This window comes from Ruegeria sp. HKCCD8929, from assembly GCF_013031405.1.
In the GTDB taxonomy this organism is placed as follows: domain Bacteria; phylum Pseudomonadota; class Alphaproteobacteria; order Rhodobacterales; family Rhodobacteraceae; genus Ruegeria.
The window spans coordinates 41,269-58,385 of sequence record NZ_WPZY01000008.1 but is presented as its reverse complement, the minus strand read 5'-3'; the positions used below and the strand labels follow the sequence as shown (position 1 = coordinate 58,385).

General features: G+C 62.4%; 14 protein-coding genes. 6 read left to right on the top strand and 8 right to left on the bottom strand.

Going from position 1 to position 17,117, the window contains the following annotated elements:
* Nucleotides 1-86 precede the first annotated feature (86 nt).
* The 7 genes from gyrB to mutM all read right to left on the bottom strand — a co-directional run bounded on the left by gyrB (nt 87) and on the right by mutM (nt 9,284).
* Nucleotides 87-2,504, bottom strand: coding sequence for a DNA topoisomerase (ATP-hydrolyzing) subunit B (gene gyrB / locus GOX53_RS13950; RefSeq protein ID WP_171177342.1), 2,418 nt, complete (start codon nt 2,502-2,504; stop codon nt 87-89).
* A 119-nt stretch (nt 2,505-2,623) separates the two neighbouring features.
* Nucleotides 2,624-3,721 carry a DNA replication/repair protein RecF gene (recF, locus tag GOX53_RS13945; protein WP_171177340.1) on the bottom strand — a complete coding sequence of 366 codons (1,098 nt, stop codon included), beginning with the start codon at nt 3,719-3,721 and terminating at the stop codon, nt 2,624-2,626.
* Nucleotides 3,722-3,783: 62 nt separating this feature from the next.
* On the bottom strand, nt 3,784-4,905 hold the full coding sequence (dnaN, locus tag GOX53_RS13940) for a DNA polymerase III subunit beta (protein ID WP_171177339.1): 1,122 nt from the start codon (nt 4,903-4,905) through the stop codon (nt 3,784-3,786).
* Between the two features lie 225 nt (nt 4,906-5,130).
* Nucleotides 5,131-6,528 (bottom strand): chromosomal replication initiator protein DnaA, encoded by a 1,398-nt coding sequence (dnaA, locus tag GOX53_RS13935; RefSeq protein ID WP_171177337.1) that lies wholly within the window; start codon nt 6,526-6,528, stop codon nt 5,131-5,133.
* 565 nt (nt 6,529-7,093) lie between these two features.
* Nucleotides 7,094-7,357, bottom strand: a complete 264-nt coding sequence (gene rpsT, locus GOX53_RS13930) for a 30S ribosomal protein S20 (protein ID WP_171177335.1) — start codon at nt 7,355-7,357, stop codon at nt 7,094-7,096.
* 232 nt (nt 7,358-7,589) lie between these two features.
* The gene (locus GOX53_RS13925; RefSeq protein WP_171177333.1) at nt 7,590-8,366 is read right to left on the bottom strand and encodes an enoyl-CoA hydratase; all 777 of its coding nucleotides are present in this window, start codon (nt 8,364-8,366) and stop codon (nt 7,590-7,592) included.
* 66 nt (nt 8,367-8,432) lie between these two features.
* Nucleotides 8,433-9,284 carry a bifunctional DNA-formamidopyrimidine glycosylase/DNA-(apurinic or apyrimidinic site) lyase gene (mutM, locus tag GOX53_RS13920; RefSeq protein ID WP_171177331.1) on the bottom strand — a complete coding sequence of 284 codons (852 nt, stop codon included), beginning with the start codon at nt 9,282-9,284 and terminating at the stop codon, nt 8,433-8,435.
* Nucleotides 9,285-9,370: 86 nt separating this feature from the next.
* Here mutM and ubiE point away from each other — a divergent pair, with 86 nt between their 5' ends.
* Together ubiE and ubiB are read left to right on the top strand one after the other, a co-directional pair.
* Nucleotides 9,371-10,123, top strand: coding sequence for a bifunctional demethylmenaquinone methyltransferase/2-methoxy-6-polyprenyl-1,4-benzoquinol methylase UbiE (ubiE, locus tag GOX53_RS13915; protein WP_171177329.1), 753 nt, complete (start codon nt 9,371-9,373; stop codon nt 10,121-10,123).
* Nucleotides 10,124-11,653 (top strand): 2-polyprenylphenol 6-hydroxylase, encoded by a 1,530-nt coding sequence (gene ubiB / locus GOX53_RS13910; RefSeq protein ID WP_171177327.1) that lies wholly within the window; start codon nt 10,124-10,126, stop codon nt 11,651-11,653.
* A gap of 103 nt (nt 11,654-11,756) precedes the next feature.
* Here the strand turns inward: ubiB and GOX53_RS13905 are convergent, their stop codons facing one another.
* Complete coding sequence (locus GOX53_RS13905) at nt 11,757-12,932, bottom strand: acetyl-CoA C-acyltransferase family protein (RefSeq protein WP_171177325.1); 1,176 nt, start codon at nt 12,930-12,932, stop codon at nt 11,757-11,759.
* 117 nt (nt 12,933-13,049) lie between these two features.
* Here GOX53_RS13905 and GOX53_RS13900 point away from each other — a divergent pair, with 117 nt between their 5' ends.
* The 4 genes from GOX53_RS13900 to tdh all read left to right on the top strand — a co-directional run bounded on the left by GOX53_RS13900 (nt 13,050) and on the right by tdh (nt 17,050).
* A complete protein-coding gene (locus GOX53_RS13900) occupies nt 13,050-13,616 on the top strand; it encodes a helix-turn-helix domain-containing protein (protein WP_171177323.1) in 567 nt (188 codons plus the stop codon).
* A 248-nt stretch (nt 13,617-13,864) separates the two neighbouring features.
* Entirely contained in the window at nt 13,865-15,052 is a 1,188-nt protein-coding gene (locus GOX53_RS13895; RefSeq protein WP_171177321.1) for a glycine C-acetyltransferase, read from the top strand.
* Nucleotides 15,049-15,999, top strand: a complete 951-nt coding sequence (locus tag GOX53_RS13890; protein ID WP_171177319.1) for a PLP-dependent cysteine synthase family protein — start codon at nt 15,049-15,051, stop codon at nt 15,997-15,999. Before GOX53_RS13895 ends, GOX53_RS13890 begins: the two co-directional genes overlap by 4 nt.
* 19 nt (nt 16,000-16,018) lie before the next feature.
* Entirely contained in the window at nt 16,019-17,050 is a 1,032-nt protein-coding gene (gene tdh, locus GOX53_RS13885; protein WP_171177615.1) for an L-threonine 3-dehydrogenase, read from the top strand.
* Nucleotides 17,051-17,117 lie beyond the last annotated feature (67 nt).

The following is a 17,117-nucleotide window of genomic DNA, read 5'->3' as shown; positions in this document are numbered from 1 at the left end:
ATTTGTGGCTACTCCCAAAACTAACCACAGTAGATTCGCGAACGATTGTGGGCATCACGAACGATTATGGGAAATCCTACAACCAATTAAAAATCCAGGTTCTCCACGCTCAGCGCGTTTTGCTGGATGAATTCGCGGCGGGGTTCGACCACGTCTCCCATCAGCTTGGTGAACAAATCGTCTGCCTCGACCATGTCGTCCACGCGCACCTGCAGCAGCGTGCGCGCGTCCGGGTCCAGCGTGGTTTCCCAGAGCTGGTCGGGGTTCATTTCGCCCAGCCCCTTGTAGCGTTGCAGCGAGAGACCCTTTTCGCCCTCTTCCAGAATGGCGCGCAGAAGATCCAGCGGGCCGTGGATGGCCTGAGATCGGTCGCGGCGAATGAGGATGGCGGGGGAATTGTAGACCTCCTGCAGGCTCTGGGTGAAGCTGCCGGTCTTGCGAGCCTCGCCCGAGCGCAGCATCGGGCCGTCCAGCGTGCGCACCTCTTCCACCCCGCGCAGGATGCGGGCGAGGCGGATGCCGTGATCCTGCGTGATCCGGCCCTGCCAGCCGCGCTCGTATTCCAGCGCGATCAAGTCCAGACGGGCGGCGACTTTGTCGGCGACGCCTTGCAGGTCGGCATCCACCGCACCGGGCACAAAGGCGCCTGCGACGGCGGCCTGTTCCAGAATGTGGCGTGGGTAATGGGTCGGGAAAGCGTCCAGCACGCGTTTCAGTTGCCGTGCCTCGTCGACGACGCGGGTCAGGTCCTGGCCGATGATTTCTTCGCCCGAGCCCAGCTTCAGCACCGCGCCCTCAACACCTTGATTGATCAGATAGTCGTCCAGCGCCGCCTGGTCTTTCAGATAAACCTCTGACTTGCCGCGCGACACTTTGTAGAGGGGCGGCTGCGCGATGTAGAGGTAACCGCCCTCAATCAGCTCGGGCATTTGCCGGTAGAAGAAGGTCAGCAGAAGCGTGCGGATATGCGCGCCATCCACATCCGCATCGGTCATAATGACGATCTTGTGGTAGCGCAGCTTTTCGATGTTGAACTCATCCCGGCCAATGCCGGTCCCGAGCGCCATCACCAGATTGCCGATCTCCTGAGACGACAGCATCCGATCGAACCGGGCGCGTTCCACATTCAGGATCTTGCCGCGCAAGGGCAGCACCGCCTGCGTGCGCCGGTCGCGGCCGGTTTGCGCGGAACCGCCCGCCGAGTCCCCTTCGACCAGAAACACTTCGGTTTTGGCAGGGTCCTTTTCGGAACAGTCCTTGAGCTTGCCAGCGAGGTAGTTGACATCCATCGCCGTCTTGCGCCGGGTCAGTTCGCGCGCCTTGCGGGCGGCCTCGCGCGCCAGCGCGGCCTCGATGATCTTGCCGACGATCTGTTTGGCTTCGTTGGGGTTTTCCTCGAACCACTCAGCCAGCTTTTCGTTCACCAGGCTTTCGACCGCCGGACGCACCTCGGAACTGACCAGCTTGTCCTTGGTCTGGGATGAAAATTTCGGATCGGGCACCTTGACCGACAGCACGCAGGTCAGCCCTTCGCGCGCGTCGTCGCCGGTAAAGCTCACCTTTTCCTTCTTCGCGATGCCCGAAGACTGTGCGTAGTTGTTGATCGTCCGCGTCAGCGCACCCCGGAAGCCCGCCACATGGGTGCCGCCATCGCGCTGCGGGATGTTGTTGGTAAAGGGCAGCACCGTCTCGTGGTAGCTGTCGTTCCACCACATGGCAATTTCCACGCCAATATCGTCGCGATCGCCCTTGATGTAGATCGGCTGGTCCATCACGGCGGTCTTGGAGCGGTCGAGATACTTGACGAATTCCTTTACCCCCCCCTCGTAGAACAGCTCGGTCTCCAGCCGCTCGGCGGGGCGCTCGTCGATCAGAATGATCCGCACGCCCGAGTTCAGGAAGGCCAGTTCGCGTAGGCGTTTTTCAAGCGTCTCAAACGCGTATTCGAGGTTCGAGAACGTGTTGGTCGAGGCCAGAAACCGCACTTCGGTCCCGGTGCGCTCACCACATTCGCCGACAACGGTCAGGTGTTCGGTTGTCTCGCCGCCTTCAAAACGGGCGACATGTTCTTTGCCGTCGCGCCAGATCCGCAGTTCCAGCCAGTCCGACAGGGCGTTCACCACCGACACGCCGACGCCGTGCAGACCGCCCGACACCTTGTACGAGTTACTGTCGAACTTCCCGCCCGCATGCAGCTGGGTCATGATGACCTCGGCGGCGGACACGCCTTCCTCCTCGTGGATTCCCACCGGAATTCCGCGCCCGTTGTCGCTAACCGAGACGCTGGAATCGGCATGGATTTTCACCGTCACATGGTCGGCATGACCGGCCAAGGCCTCGTCGATACCATTGTCCACGACCTCGTACACCATATGGTGCAGACCCGAGCCATCGTCGGTGTCGCCGATATACATGCCCGGCCGTTTGCGAACGGCCTCCAACCCCTTGAGAACCTTAATGGAATCGGCGCCGTATTCTTCTGGCGTCTGTGCGTCGTCGGACATGCCGTCAGTACCTTCATTTTTTCGTCATCTTATACGTTCTCTGGTGGGGAATGTCACGCGATCCCACCAGATTTTGTGTGATGAACGGGTCTTGTTTACACCGATCGCCCGCGCCCGACTCAGGGGGCCGCAACCTGCGAGATTCCATCGGTTTCGATGACCTCCAAAACCTGTGCCCGACCGCCCAATTCAGCAAACAGTTCAGGCCCCGTTCCGGTCATCCAGGCCTGGGCGCCCAGCGCGCAGATCTCCTCATAAAGCGCCGCCCGACGGTCCGCATCCAGATGCGCCGCTACCTCGTCTAGCAGCACGATGGGTGGTGCCCCGATCATCCCGGCCAGCGCTCGCGCATTGGCAAGGATCAGCGACACCAAAAGCGCCTTTTGCTCGCCGGTCGAGCAATCACGGGCGGGAACGCCCTTGGCCGTATATGTACCATAGAGATCGCTGCGATGTGGTCCTACCAAAGTGCGCCCGGCAGCCAGATCGCGGAACCGGCTCTCTACCAGCGCCTCGCGCAAATCATCTTCGGTCTCGGGCATTGCGCCCTCGGTCTGGACCAGTTCCAGCTCCGCCGTTGGGAATGCGGTCTCAGCCTGTTCCTGCGCCACACGCAGACGCTCCAGCGCCGCAACACGGGCCAGATGTATCCGATGGCCCGAGGCCGCCATCTGCCCCTCAAGCGCGACATACCAATGCGCGTCCCGCACCTGCTCTTTCAGCAACCGGTTGCGCTCGCGCATGGCCTTTTCATAGGTCAGCGTGGCCTCGGCATGGTAGGGATCGAAACTCAGCGCCATCCGGTCCAGAAACCGCCGCCGCCCGTCGGCACCTTCGATCCACAAACGGTCCATCGAGGGGATCAGCCACACGACGCGGGCCAGCATGCCCAGTGCCACCTGACTGGCTGCCTTGCCGTCAACCCGTACCTGCCGCGCCGCGCCACCTTCGGACCAGGTCTCGACCTCGTAACTCTGACCCTGCGCCGCAAGCAGCCCGGTCAGCTTCCACCCTACCGCCTCGGGTCGCCGCGTCATCTCGGCGGCGCTGGCCCGGCGCAATCCGCGCCCGGGCGAAAATAGCGACACCGCCTCAAGGATATTGGTCTTGCCCGCCCCGTTGGGTCCGTGAATCGCCACTGGTCGGTCATCCAGAGATAACCGCGCCAGCTTGTGCGAGCGAAAATGGGAAATCGTGAGCGAGGTCAGGGCCAGCAAAAACCAAGCCCCCTTCTTCTGTTCAAAAATATCCCCGCCGGAGGCATCGCGCGTCAGCGCGATCAGACACGCATCGGCATGACCACATAGACCGCGCTCTGATCACTGCCTTCGCGCATCAGGGTCGGATCGCCCGCCGAGTTGAACAGGAACACGGCATTTTCGCGATCCACCTGAGACGCAATCTCAAGCAGGTACTTGGCGTTAAACCCGATCTCCAGCCGCTCGTCACCATAGGCCACGGCCAGTTCCTCTTCGGCGGCGCCGCTGTCGGGCGCGTTGACCGACAGCACCAGGCGATCCGTCTCAAGCTGCAGCTTAACCGCGCGCGATCGTTCAGAAGATACCGTGGCCACCCGGTCCACGGCTTGGGCGAATTCAGAGGCATCCACCTCAAGACGCCGCGTATTGGCCTGCGGGATCACGCGGGTATAGTCGGGGAAAGTGCCGTCGATAACCTTCGAGGTCAGGGTGATGTCGGGGGTGGCAAAGCGCACCTTGGTTTCACTAACCGACACGGCGATATCCATCTCATCATCGTCCAGCAGCTTGCGCAGCTCGCCCACGGTCTTGCGCGGCACGATCACGCCGGGCATTTCGGCAGCCCCAGTGGGCAGATCGGCGTCGATCCGTGCCAGACGGTGGCCATCCGTCGCCACGCAGCGCAGCGACTTGCCGCCTTCGGAGCCGTCCGCCACATGCATGTAGACGCCATTCAGATAATACCGGGTCTCTTCGGTCGAGATCGCGAATTTCGACTTGTCGAACAGCCGTCGCAGCAGCGCCGCCGACGCGGTGAAGTTGGACTGGTATTCCGAGGAGGCCATCACAGGGAAATCCTCACGCGGCAGGGTCGCTAGCGAGAAGTTTGAGCGCCCGGCCTCGACGGTCAAACGCCCAGCCGCGCTGTCGGCATTCAGCGTGACCAGCGCGCCGTCGGGCAGTTTGCGCACGATCTCGTGCAAGGTGGTGGCCGCGACGGTGGTAGCGCCTGCGCGCTCGACCTGAGCGGGCGCCTTGTCGACCACTTCGATATCCAGATCGGTGGCGCGGAACTGTACATGATCGTTTTCGGCTTCGATGAGAACGTTGGCCAGGATCGGGATCGTGTTGCGGCGCTCCACAACGGACTGGGCCTGAGACACGGCCTTGAGCAATGCGCCGCGTTCGATGCTGATCTTCATACCCTCAATTCCTCTGACTTAGGCCGGGATTGGCAACCTAGCGGTTTCCCCCTGCGGCACAAGGTTTTTTACGGATTTCTGGGTTGGAAAACCCGGAGGGTCAAGCGCCACGTGGCCGACAGGGCACAGTTCGCCGGCAACCGTGGGGTTAACCGCACAGAAAAACCCCGAAGCGGGCCCCGGGGTTCGAAAACGTGGCCCCGGATCACGCCCGGGGCGGGCAGATTATGCTTCCAGCGCGCGGCGCAGCATTTCGACATCCTCGGCGATTTGCCCGTCGGTCAGCTTGAGTTCTTCGATACGCCGCACCCCGTGCATGACGGTGGTGTGATCGCGCCCGCCAAAGCGGCGGCCGATCTCGGGCAGCGAGCGGCTGGTGAGTTGCTTGCACAGATACATCGCCACCTGACGCGGCCGGGCGTAGGAACGCAGGCGCTTGGGCCCGATGATGTCGCTGAGGCGAATGTTGTAATAGTCCGACACCTTGCGCTGGATCTCCTCGACGGTGATCTTGCGCTCGGATGCGCGCAGCACGTCGGCCAGACAATCCTGCGTCAGCTCCATATCGATCTCGCGCCCCACCAGCGAGGCAAAGGCAAAGAGCCGGGTCAGCGCGCCTTCGAGCACGCGGACATTTGTCGAAATGCGGTGAGCCAGGAATTCCAGCACCCCGTCGGCGATCTTGAGATCGGGATAGGTGCTGCGATACTGCTGCACCTTGGTCTGCAGGATGCCCAGACGCAGCTCGTAATCGGTGGGATGCAGATCGACGACCAGACCGCATTGCAGGCGCGATTTCACCCGGTCCTCCAGGTCCTTGATTTCGCCGGGCGCCCGATCGGCTGAGATGATGATCTGCTTGTTCTGATCCACCAGCGCATTGAAGGTGTGGAAGAATTCCTCCTGAGTGGAATCCTTGCCCGCGATGAACTGCACGTCATCCACCATCAGCACGTCGACCGAGCGGAACAGGTGCTTGAAATCCATCATCCGGCGCTCGCGCAGGGCCTGCACGAAACGGTACATGAACTGCTCCGCCGATAGGTAGAGTACGTTCAACTCGGGGTGCTTGACCTTCAGCTCCCACGCAATCGCGTGCATCAGGTGCGTCTTACCCAGACCAACGCCGCCATAGAGCACCAGCGGATTGAAGGTGACCGGCCCGCCCTCGGCCACACGGCGCGCGGCGGCATGGGCCAGTTCGTTGGGCTTGCCCACCACAAAGCTTTCAAAGGTGAACCGGGCGTCCAGAGGTGCGGCCTGAAGGGATTCCATCGGGTCGTTGGACGTCTGTGTCATATCGGCGCTCGGCTCTTCCTCGGCATCGGCTGTTACGGTCACTGGTGCGGCAGTGGCCTTCTTGGCAGGGCGCACCGGTGAGTTGGCCGCAACCCGAAACGCCAGGCGCTGCACGGCCTCGCCCGAAGTGTTCAGTTCATAGAGGATGAGATCTGCGAAATTCTGGCTGACATAGTTGCCCATGAAGTTGGTCGGGACCGAAAAAACCGCCACGCCGTCCTGCAATTCCTCGAACTCCAGCGGTTCGATCCAGGTGGTGTAGTTGTTCTGTCCAACTGTCTTGAGCAGTTTTTGACGAAGCTGTCCCCATTTCTCTTGTGTCATCCAGCGCCTCACGCATCCCATTGTTTATCGGCCTTTGGGCCTTGTATTCACCATCTACGCACCGGGGCATTGCCCGACTGGATCCACACGCAATAAGATACACACACACCGAAACGCAGCTTCGGCGGCAGTACCCTGACAGGTACGAAGGCAGAGGCCTAAAAGCACACGAGACAACCCGAGACCGGATCGCTACGAGCGACAGAGCCGCCTGCTACACTCTCATTTTACGACAGGGCCAAAGTCTCGGAGTGAGCCCGAAACCAAGAGCAGATCGGCAGGATCGGTTTGTCCCGACCGCCGACATTCGCTTTGAAACTGACCTGATGCCCGTCAGGTATAGGTTCCCAAGCAGCCTGTCCCCCCAAGCGAGTGAATCGCTGAAAACAGTCCTAGCAAGTCCGTGTGCGAAGCGGCAATGAAACTCTGATATTGACTCAGGCTTTTAACGCAAAGAATCTCTCTGGCCCGCCGAGACGCGGCTTTCCGGCAACAGCAACGGAAAAAGGCGCCGCATGACGCGACGCCTCTTTCAATGGATTTTTTTGTGAGTCGCGGACCGGGCTCAGCCCAGTTCTTTGACCCGTGCCGACAGGCGCGACATCTTGCGCGACGCGGTGTTTTTGTGGAACACGCCTTTGGTGACACCGCGCATCAGCTCGGGCTGAGCGGCGCGCAGGGCGGCGGTTGCGGCGTCCTTGTCGCCCGAGGCAATCGCCTCTTCGACTTTGCGCAGATAGGTACGGATCCGCGAGCGGCGGGCTTTGTTGACGGCGAAACGCTTTTCGTTCTGACGGGCGCGCTTCTTGGCTTGGGGCGAATTTGCCATGTGTGTCTATGACCTTTGTTCGGTTCGGTTATCTTCGGTTCGCGTGACGGACAAAGCCGCACCGGATCAGGGATCACGAGTGTGATTCTGGCCAAAGCGGGCCGCACGCGCATGTATAGCGGCGCTGCATAATCAAGTTTTCCGGGTTTGCCAAGCCGATTCTTCGGCGCCGGACAGGCTACGAAAAAAGGCGGGCGTTTGCCCGCCTGATCGGGCGCACGGTCCGCTGATCTTACTTGTCGCGGAACTGCGCCTCGCGTTTTTCAAGGAAGGCGGCCATGCCTTCCTTTTGGTCTTCGCTGGCGAACATCGAATGGAACACGCGGCGTTCGAACAACATGCCCTCGCTCAGCGGCAACTCATAGCTGCGGTTCACCGCCTCTTTCGCGGCCATCGTGCTGAGCATCGATTTCTCGGCGATCTTCTGGGCAGCGCCCACTGCTTCTTCGACCAGCTTCTTGGCGGGAACCACGCGGCTGACCAGGCCCGAGCGTTCGGCCTCTTCGGCGTCCATGAAACGGCCGGTCAGGTTCATGTCCATCGACTTGGACTTGCCCACGAAACGGGTCAGGCGCTGGCTGCCGCCCATGCCGGCGATCACACCAAGATTGATCTCGGGCTGGCCGAACTTGGCGCTGTCGGCGGCAATGATGAAATCGCACATCATCGCCAGCTCGCACCCACCACCCAGCGCATAGCCACCCACGGCAGCGATGATCGGCTTGCGGATGGCGGCAATACGGTCATTGGCGTCGGCAAAGAGGTTCGTGGTGAACACATCCACAAAGCTCATCTCCGACATTTCCTTGATGTCGGCGCCCGCGGCAAAGGCCTTGTCCGAACCGGTGGTGACGATACAGCGCACCTTGTCGTTGCTGTCCGCCTCTTCCAGCGCGCTGCACAACTCCCCCAGCAATTGGGTGTTCAGCGCGTTCAGGGCGTCCGGACGGTTGAGGCGGATAAGGGCGACGTGGTCTTCAATCTCGACGATGATCGTCTCAAAGGCCATGGGGCAAGTGCTTTCGGTTGTTCCGTTCAGGAACGATTCCTTACCACGCGAGCGGTCGCTTTCAAGCTATCTTTGGCATTGCGCGCAATAGAAGGAGGACCGGCCCGACTGAGTGATTCTCTGTATGGCGCCACTGCAACCCGGGGTGCGGCAGGCCTCACCCTCGCGCCCGTAGACGTCAAAGCGATGCTGAAAATACCCAAGTTCTCCATCGGCTTGGCGGAAATCCCGCAGCGACGATCCGCCCGCCTCGATGGCGTCCTGCAGCACCTGTCGGATCACCGGAACCAGCGCCGCCACCCGCTTGGCCGAGATCTGGCCCGCCTTGCGACGTGGAGTAATCCCGGCGCGGTAGAGCGCCTCGCAGACATAGATATTACCCAGTCCGGCGACGATTCCCTGATGCAGCAGCGCCGATTTGACCGGGGTGTTCCGGCCCCGAAACGACTCGATCAGGTGTTGCTCATGGAAATCGTTGCCCAAGGGCTCGGGCCCCAGAACCGCCAGCAGCTTGTGCGCCTCCGCCGTGGCCGTGGGCATCAGGTCCATCACCCCGAACCGGCGCGGATCGTTGAAAGTGACGCGGGCGCCATTGGCCATATGAAAGACCACGTGGTCGTGTTTCTCGGGCGCGGGGTGCTCATGCACGAACTGCCCCAGCGGATCGCCCGAGACGGTCATGCGCCCGGACATGCCCAGATGGATCAGCAGCGTCTCGCCCCCGCTCAGATCGGCCAGAATGTATTTCGACCGCCGCCGCAGCCGCTCCACCCGCTGCCCTGTAAGCCGTTCGGCCATGCGGTCGGGAAAGGGCCAGCGCAAATCGGGCCGGTTTACGTCCGCCTGCTCGATCACTACGCCCTCCATCGCAGGGCTCAGGCCGCGTCTTACTGTCTCGACCTCGGGCAATTCAGGCATTAGGACGCTCCCATTCCAATGGGCCGCATTGTGCCCAGGTTCCAGCGCCCTATAACAGGGGCGAAATTCGAAAAACGGCAAGGCCCATGTCTGAGACCAACGACAAAACCACCCATTTCGGGTTCGAAACCGTCCGCGAGGCTGAAAAGGCTGGGCGGGTGCAGGGTGTTTTCAACTCGGTCGCCTCGAAATACGACATCATGAACGATGTGATGAGCATGGGCATCCACCGGGTCTGGAAGGACGCGATGATGGACTGGCTGGCACCGCGCCCCGGTCAGCGCCTGCTGGACGTAGCAGGCGGCACCGGCGACATCTCGTTCCGTTTCCTGAGGCGCGCGGGACACGGCCATGCCACCGTGCTGGACCTGACCGAGCCGATGCTGGTTGAGGGCCGCAAACGCGCCGAGGCGGAACAGCGCGCCGACAGTCTGGACTGGGTGGTGGGCGACGCCATGGCGCTGCCGTTCGAAGATAACACGTTCGACGTCTACACCATCTCGTTCGGCATCCGGAACGTGACCCGCCCGCAGGACGCGTTGAACGAGGCTTACCGCGTGCTGAAACCCGGTGGCCGCCTGATGGTGCTGGAATTCAGCCAGTTGCCCAATGACGGGCTGCAGAAACTCTATGACCTCTACAGTTTCAACGTCATCCCGCGCATGGGGCAGATGATTGCGGGCGACCGCGACAGCTATCAATACCTCGTGGAATCGATCCGTAACTTCCCGGATCAAGAGACCTTTCTGAGCATGGTCCGTCAGGCTGGGTTCGGCAATGCCAAATACCGCAATCTCAGCATGGGCATCGCCGCTCTGCATTCCGGCTGGAAGCTCTGAATGCGCGGACCTCACAACATCATCCGCCTGATCCGCACAGGCGCCACTTTGGAGCGCACGGGTGCCATGAATGTGGTGCTCGACGCGTTCGAGGCCCCACGCGCCCTGCGCTTTCTGGCCCACGCGCTGGGCAAGCCTTTCCAGTGGCTGGGCTACAAGGGCGACCCGGACATGCCGCCCGCCACCCGCGCGCTCACGGCCATGGGCCCGGCCTATATCAAGTTCGGTCAGGTCCTCTCGACCCGCCCCGATGTGGTGGGCGATGAACTCGCCGAGCAACTCCGCGTGCTGCAAGACAAGCTGCCGCCCTTTCCGCGCACCGAGGCGATGAAAGAGGTCGAGAAAGAGCTGGGCCGCCCGGTCGACACGCTGTTCTCGGAATTCAGTGAACCCATCGCCGCCGCCTCCATCGCGCAGGTGCACAAGGCCAAGCTGGCTGCAACCGGCGAAGAAGTGGCGGTCAAGGTCCTGCGCCCCGGCATCGAACGCGCCTTCCGCAAGGATGTGGACGCCTTCTATTTCGCCGCCCGCATCGTCGATCTCTTCGCCCCCGGCGCGCGCCGGTTGCGCCCGATGGACGTGATCGAACATTTCGACGGCGTGGTGCGGGGAGAGCTGGACCTGCGGCTGGAAAGCGCCGCCGCCTCGGAATATGCCGACAACACCAAGGGTGACGAAGGCTTCTGGTTGCCGCCTGTGCGCTGGTCGCTTTCTGCGCGGCGGGTGATGACGCTCAGCTGGGCCGACGGCATCCCCTTGGGGGACAACGACGCGCTGGATGCGGCAAATCACAACCGCCGGGATCTGGGGGAACGCGTGCTGCGGATGTTCCTGCTACACGCCCTGCGCGACGGGTTTTTCCACGCCGATATGCACCAGGGCAACCTCAAGGTCGCCGCCAATGGCGACATTATCGCCTACGATTTCGGCATCATGGGCCATATCGACGAATACACCCGTCGGGTCTATGCTGAGATCCTGTTCGGCTTCATCCGCCGCGACTACAAACGCGTGGCCGAGGTGCATTTCGAGGCCGGTTATGTCCCCGCCGACCGGGATGTCGACGAGTTCGCCCGCGCTCTGCGCGCGGTGGGCGAGCCGATCTTCGGCATGGACGCCTCACATATCTCGATGGGCCGGCTTCTGAACTACCTGTTCGAGGTCACCGAACGCTTCGGCATGGAAACCCGGACCGAGCTGATCCTGCTGCAACGTACCATGGTGGTCGTCGAAGGCGTGGCCCGCTCGCTCGATCCCCATATTAACATATGGGAGGTCGCCCATCCGGTGGTCGAGGATTACATCAAAGGCTCCATCGGCCCACGCGCGATCATGCGCGACCTGGGCAACACCGCCCGCGTCCTCGCCCGCTTTGGCCCCCGTCTCCCGGCCTTGGTGGAAAACGCCTTAATCGCCCAGTCCCAAACCGAAGAAAGCACCGCGTCCGGCAAGACCTCGTGGCTCTTGCCCGCGCTGGCAGGCGTATTGGCTGGCGCAATCCTGACCCTGCTGCTCATCACGCTGATCTGACCGCAGCCCGGCTCCGATCTTCTTCTGTTCAAAAAACATCCTCGGGGGGAATCGCGCAACGCGCGATGGGGGGTAGACCGCCCCCCCCTTGCACCCTCACCGATCAGAGCCGCTCAATGGCAATGGCGATCCCCTGACCACCGCCGATGCACATGGTGACAAGCCCCTTCGACCCTCCGGTCCGTTCCAACTCATAAAGCGCCTTCAGCGTAATGATCGCCCCGGTCGCACCCACCGGATGACCCAGCGCTATTGCTCCGCCATTCGGGTTCACTTTGGCCGCATCCAGACCCAGCTCTTTGTTCACGGCCAAGGCCTGCGCTGCAAAGGCTTCATTCGACTCGATCACGTCGAAATCCGCAGCCGTCAGACCCGTCTTGGCAAACAGATTTTGTACCGCCGGAATCGGCCCGATCCCCATCACCTCGGGCCGCACGCCCGCATGAGCATAGCCTAGCACCCGCGCCTTAGGCTTAAGTCCGGCCTTCTCCGCCGCGTCCGCCGTCGCCAGCACCATCGCTGCAGCGCCGTCATTGATGCCCGAGGCATTGCCCGCCGTCACCCGACCGTCCTTCTTGAACACCGGCCTCAGCCCGGCCAGCGCCTCGGCGGTGGTAGCCTTGGGATGCTCATCGACCTTGAAGTCGACCATGTCACGCTTGACCTTCACTTGCACCGGCGTGATCTGGCTGTCGAAATGCCCCGCCCCAATGGCCGCCGCCGCCCGGTCCTGGCTGGCTAGCGCGAATTCATCCATCTGCTCGCGCGAGATCTGGTGCTCGTCGGCCACATTCTCAGCGGTCACACCCATATGACCGGTGCCAAACGGACAGTTCAGCGCCCCTAACATCATGTCGAGCGACTTCACATCGCCCATTTTCGCCCCCCAACGGGTCTGCGGTGTGATAAACGGGCTGCGCGACATGCTTTCGGAGCCGCCGGCCACCGCAAATTCTGCATCCCCCAGCATCAGCGACTGAACCGCCGACACAACCGCCTGCGCGCCGGACCCGCACAGGCGGTTCACGTTCATCGCAGGCGTCCCGTTCGGTATCCCCGCCTGCATCGCTGCCACCCGGCTCAGATACATGTCGCGCGGCTCGGTGTTGATCACATGGCCAAAGACCACATGACCGATCTGACCGCCCTCGACCTCCGACCGCTCCAGCGCGGCCTCGGTCGCCACGGTGGCCAGATCGATGGGCGCGGTCGAGGCCAACGCCCCGCCAAAAGTGCCGATTGCGGTGCGGGCGCCGTCCAGAATCACGATGTCGGTCATGTCTCTCTCCTCTTGGGTCTGGCGGCATTATGCACCTGCGGCATGACCCTGTCTCATGAGACGTACCGTCACGGGCGGAATTGACAAACCGGGCCCCAGGGCGCACAAGAATCCGTCATGACGGAAAATCCAGACGATATCCTGACACGCCTGCCCGCCCGTCTGAAAGAGGCGCGCCGGGCGCAAGGCCTGTCGCTTGAGGCGGTGGCCAATCTCAGCGGCGTGTCTCGCTCGATGGTCAGCCAGATCGAACGCGGCGAAAGCAGCCCGACCATCGCGACGCTCTGGAACCTGACCCGCGCCCTACAGGTGGATTTCGCGGGATTGCTCGAAGATGGCGACGGTGCAGACCGGATCGAAGTGCTGCGCAAGACGGATGTGCCGAGCATCGACAACATGGGACAGGGCTGCCGTATCCGCATCCTGTCGCCCCCCGAGGAGGCCGGCGGGCATGAGGTCTACGATATCCGCTTCGATCCCGGCGGCGCCCTCAACAGTCAGCCGCATGCGCGCGGGGCGCAGGAGCAGCTGACGGTGCTGGAAGGCTCTGTGCGGGTCACCTCGGGCACAGCGGCCAACGAGTTGAACGCTGGCGACACGGCGCGCTACGCGGCGGATGTGGTGCATTCGATCTCGGCGCCGGGCGAGGCGGCGCGGGTGTTCCTCATCGTGAAGAACGCCTGAACTGCGGCCAAAAAATATTGAAAAACTTGTTCTCTCCGATCTCGACTTTGCGCTGGATCGGGAGGTGATCCGCATATCCGATGGGGGCCAAGAAAACTCAAGTTTTCCTGGCTCAAAATTCTTCGAAGAGTCCAGTATCTGGCAAAGATGTCCGGTTTGGCGGATTTTTGTCCAACATATCGAATTCCCCTATTTCGGAAATCCATCCGTTATGCTAGACGTGCGACTCAGGCAAAGGAGGATGGCCCATGTCCGACACATTTCTGTCCCACGTCACGGACACGCTCGCGCAGATCGAAGCCGAGGGGCTCTACAAGCGCGAGCGAATGATCACCTCGCCTCAGGGCGGTGAGATCACGGTCGGCGGGCATCAGGTCATCAACCTGTGCGCCAACAACTATCTGGGCCTCGCCGATCACCCGGACCTGATCGCAGCGGCGAAATCCGCGATGGAGCCCCGCGGCTTCGGCATGGCCTCGGTCCGTTTCATCTGCGGCACGCAGGACCTCCACCGTGAGCTGGAGCAGCGACTGGCCAAGTTCCTGAACAAGGACGACGCCATCCTGTTCGCCGCCTGTTTCGACGCCAATGGCGGCTTGTTCGAGCCGCTTCTGGGCCCCGAGGATGCCATCATCTCGGACAGTCTAAACCACGCCTCGATCATCGACGGCGTGCGGCTGTGCAAGGCGAAACGCTACCGCTACCTCAACAACGACATGAACGACCTCGAAGCCTGGCTCAAACAGGCGCGCGAGGACGGGGCGCGGCACATCATGATCGCCACCGATGGCGTGTTCTCGATGGATGGCTATCTGGCCAACCTGCCGGCCATCCGCGAACTGGCCGACAAATATGACGCCGTGGTGATGGTCGATGACTGCCACGCCACCGGCTTCATGGGACCGCGCGGCGCGGGCACGCCGGATCACTTTGGCGTGGACGTGGACATCCTGACGGGGACGCTGGGCAAGGCACTTGGGGGGGCAATCGGCGGTTATATCGCCGGGCCGCAGCCAGTGATCGACCTTCTGCGGCAGCGGGCGCGGCCCTATCTGTTCTCAAACTCGCTGCCGCCCTCCATCGTCTCCGCCGGGCTTGAGGCGATCCGTTTGGTCGAAGAGGGCGACATGCTGCGCGCCCAACTCTTCGGCAACGCCAAATACTGGCGCGCGGGTCTCGAAAAACTGGGTTTTGATCTCTTGCCCGGCGAACACCCGATCATCCCGGTCATGCTGGGTGAGGCGACGTTGGCACAGGAAATGGCAGCACGTCTTTTTGACGAAGGCGTCTATGTCTCGGGCTTCTTCTTCCCGGTGGTGCCGCGCGGTCAGGCGCGGATCAGGACGCAGATGAATGCGGCTCTGACAAAGGGCGAACTGGACCGTGCGCTGGCCGCCTTTGGCAAGGTCGGCCAGGAGTTGGGAGTGATCGGATGATCCATGCCTCGGTCATTGGCGCAATGGCCAACTCTCCGCTGGTCGAGCTGTCGCGCGTGTGCGCTGCGCTCGGCCTGCAGGGCCGCATTCTGGCCAAGCTTGATTACCTGCTGCCCGGGTTCTCCAAAAAGGACCGGGCGGCTAGGGCCATCATCGAAGCGGCCCGGGCCAACGGCTCGCTCGCGCCCGGCCAGACCGTGGTAGAGCTGACATCGGGCAATATGGGGACCGGGCTGGCCATCGTGTGCGGTGTTCTGGGCCATCCTTTCGTGGCCGTCATGAGCGCCGGGAACTCCATCGAACGGGCGCGCATGATGCGGGCGCTTGGGGCCGAGGTGACAATCGTTCCGCAAGCAAAGGGCAGCAAGCCGGGAGAGGTCTCGGGCGCGGATCTGGCTCTGGTCGACGATGCCGCCCAACGGCTGACGGTCGAACGGGGTGCCTTCCGGGCCGACCAGTTCGGCCACAAGGGCAACCCGGATGCCCACGAAAGTGGAACCGCGCCGGAAATCTGGGCACAATCCAACGGTGAAATCACCGCGTTCTGCGACTTTGCAGGATCGGGCGGCACCCTTGGCGGCGCGGCCCGCTTCTTCGCCCGTCACGGTGTACGCTGCTACGTCGTGGAACCGGATGGCGCGCGCGCATTGGCGGAAGGCTCAGCGCGTTACCCGGACCATCCGATTCAAGGTGGCGGCTATGCCATGCCCGATCTTGCCCACCTGCGCGAGGCGCCTGTCACCGGCCACCTCGCCGTGACCGGCGGGCAGGCGCGCGATCATGCCCGCCTGCTGGCCCGTACCGAGGGCATCTTTGCCGGCTACTCTTCCGGCGCCAATCTTGCCGCCGCTGCCGAGTTGCTGCGCGGGCCGGAGCTGGGCGGCTGCGTTGCCATCGTGATGTGCGACAGCGGGCTGAAATACCTTTCGACCGATTTGTGGGAGTAATCCGATGCGACCCAATACTATGAAGGCCCTGGAGAAATCCAAACCGCAGGAAGGGCTTTGGATGGTACAGGCCCCGGTCCCCGAAATCGGTCCCGACGAGGTGCTGATCCGTATCAACAAGACCGGCATCTGCGGCACCGATATTCACATCTGGAACTGGGACGACTGGGCCTCGGCCACAGTGCCGGTTCCGCTCATCACGGGTCACGAATTCGCCGGTGAAATCATCGAGATCGGGCGCGACGTGACCGGGCTGGAAATCGGCCAGCGCTGCTCGGGCGAAGGGCACTTGATCGGCACCGACAGCCGCCAGAGCCGCGCGGGCAAGTTCCATCTCGACCCGGGCACGCGCGGGATCGGGGTTAACGAGCAGGGGGCTTTCGCCGAGTACCTGAAACTCCCCGCCTTCAACGTGGTGCCCTTGCCGGACGATATCCCCGACGAGATCGGCGCGATTCTCGATCCCCTGGGCAATGCGGTGCACACGGCGCTAAGTTTCGATCTGCTGGGCGAGGATGTGTTGATCACCGGCGCCGGCCCTATCGGCATCATGACCGCCGCCGTCGCCCGCCACGCCGGCGCGCGGCATGTGGTGATCACCGACATCAACCCGGACCGGCTGCAACTGGCCGGCCATGTCGTGCCGTCGGTTCGCACAGTCGATGTAACCAGCGAAGACTTGCAGGACGTAATCGCCGAACTTGGCATGAAAGAGGGCTTCGACGTCGGGCTTGAGATGTCGGGCTCGCAAGCCGCGCTGGATCAGATGGTCGAGGCGCTGGTGATGGGCGGCAAGATTGCCCTGCTGGGCATCCCGCCGGGCAAGTCTCCGGTGGACTGGAGCCGGATCGTCTTCAAGGCGATCACCATCAAGGGCGTCTACGGCCGCGAGATGTTCGAGACCTGGTACAAGATGATCGCCATGCTTCAGAACGGTCTGGATGTCACGCGCGTCATTACCCACCGGTACAGGGTGGATGAGTTCGCCAAGGGCTTTGCCGCGATGAAATCAGGACTGTCCGGCAAGGTTGTTCTTGAGTGGGGTGAATGACCGGCCGTCACTAGTCCTGCGGACGACTGGATTGGACCCCACCGCATTGAAAAGGCCCCGGCCAAAG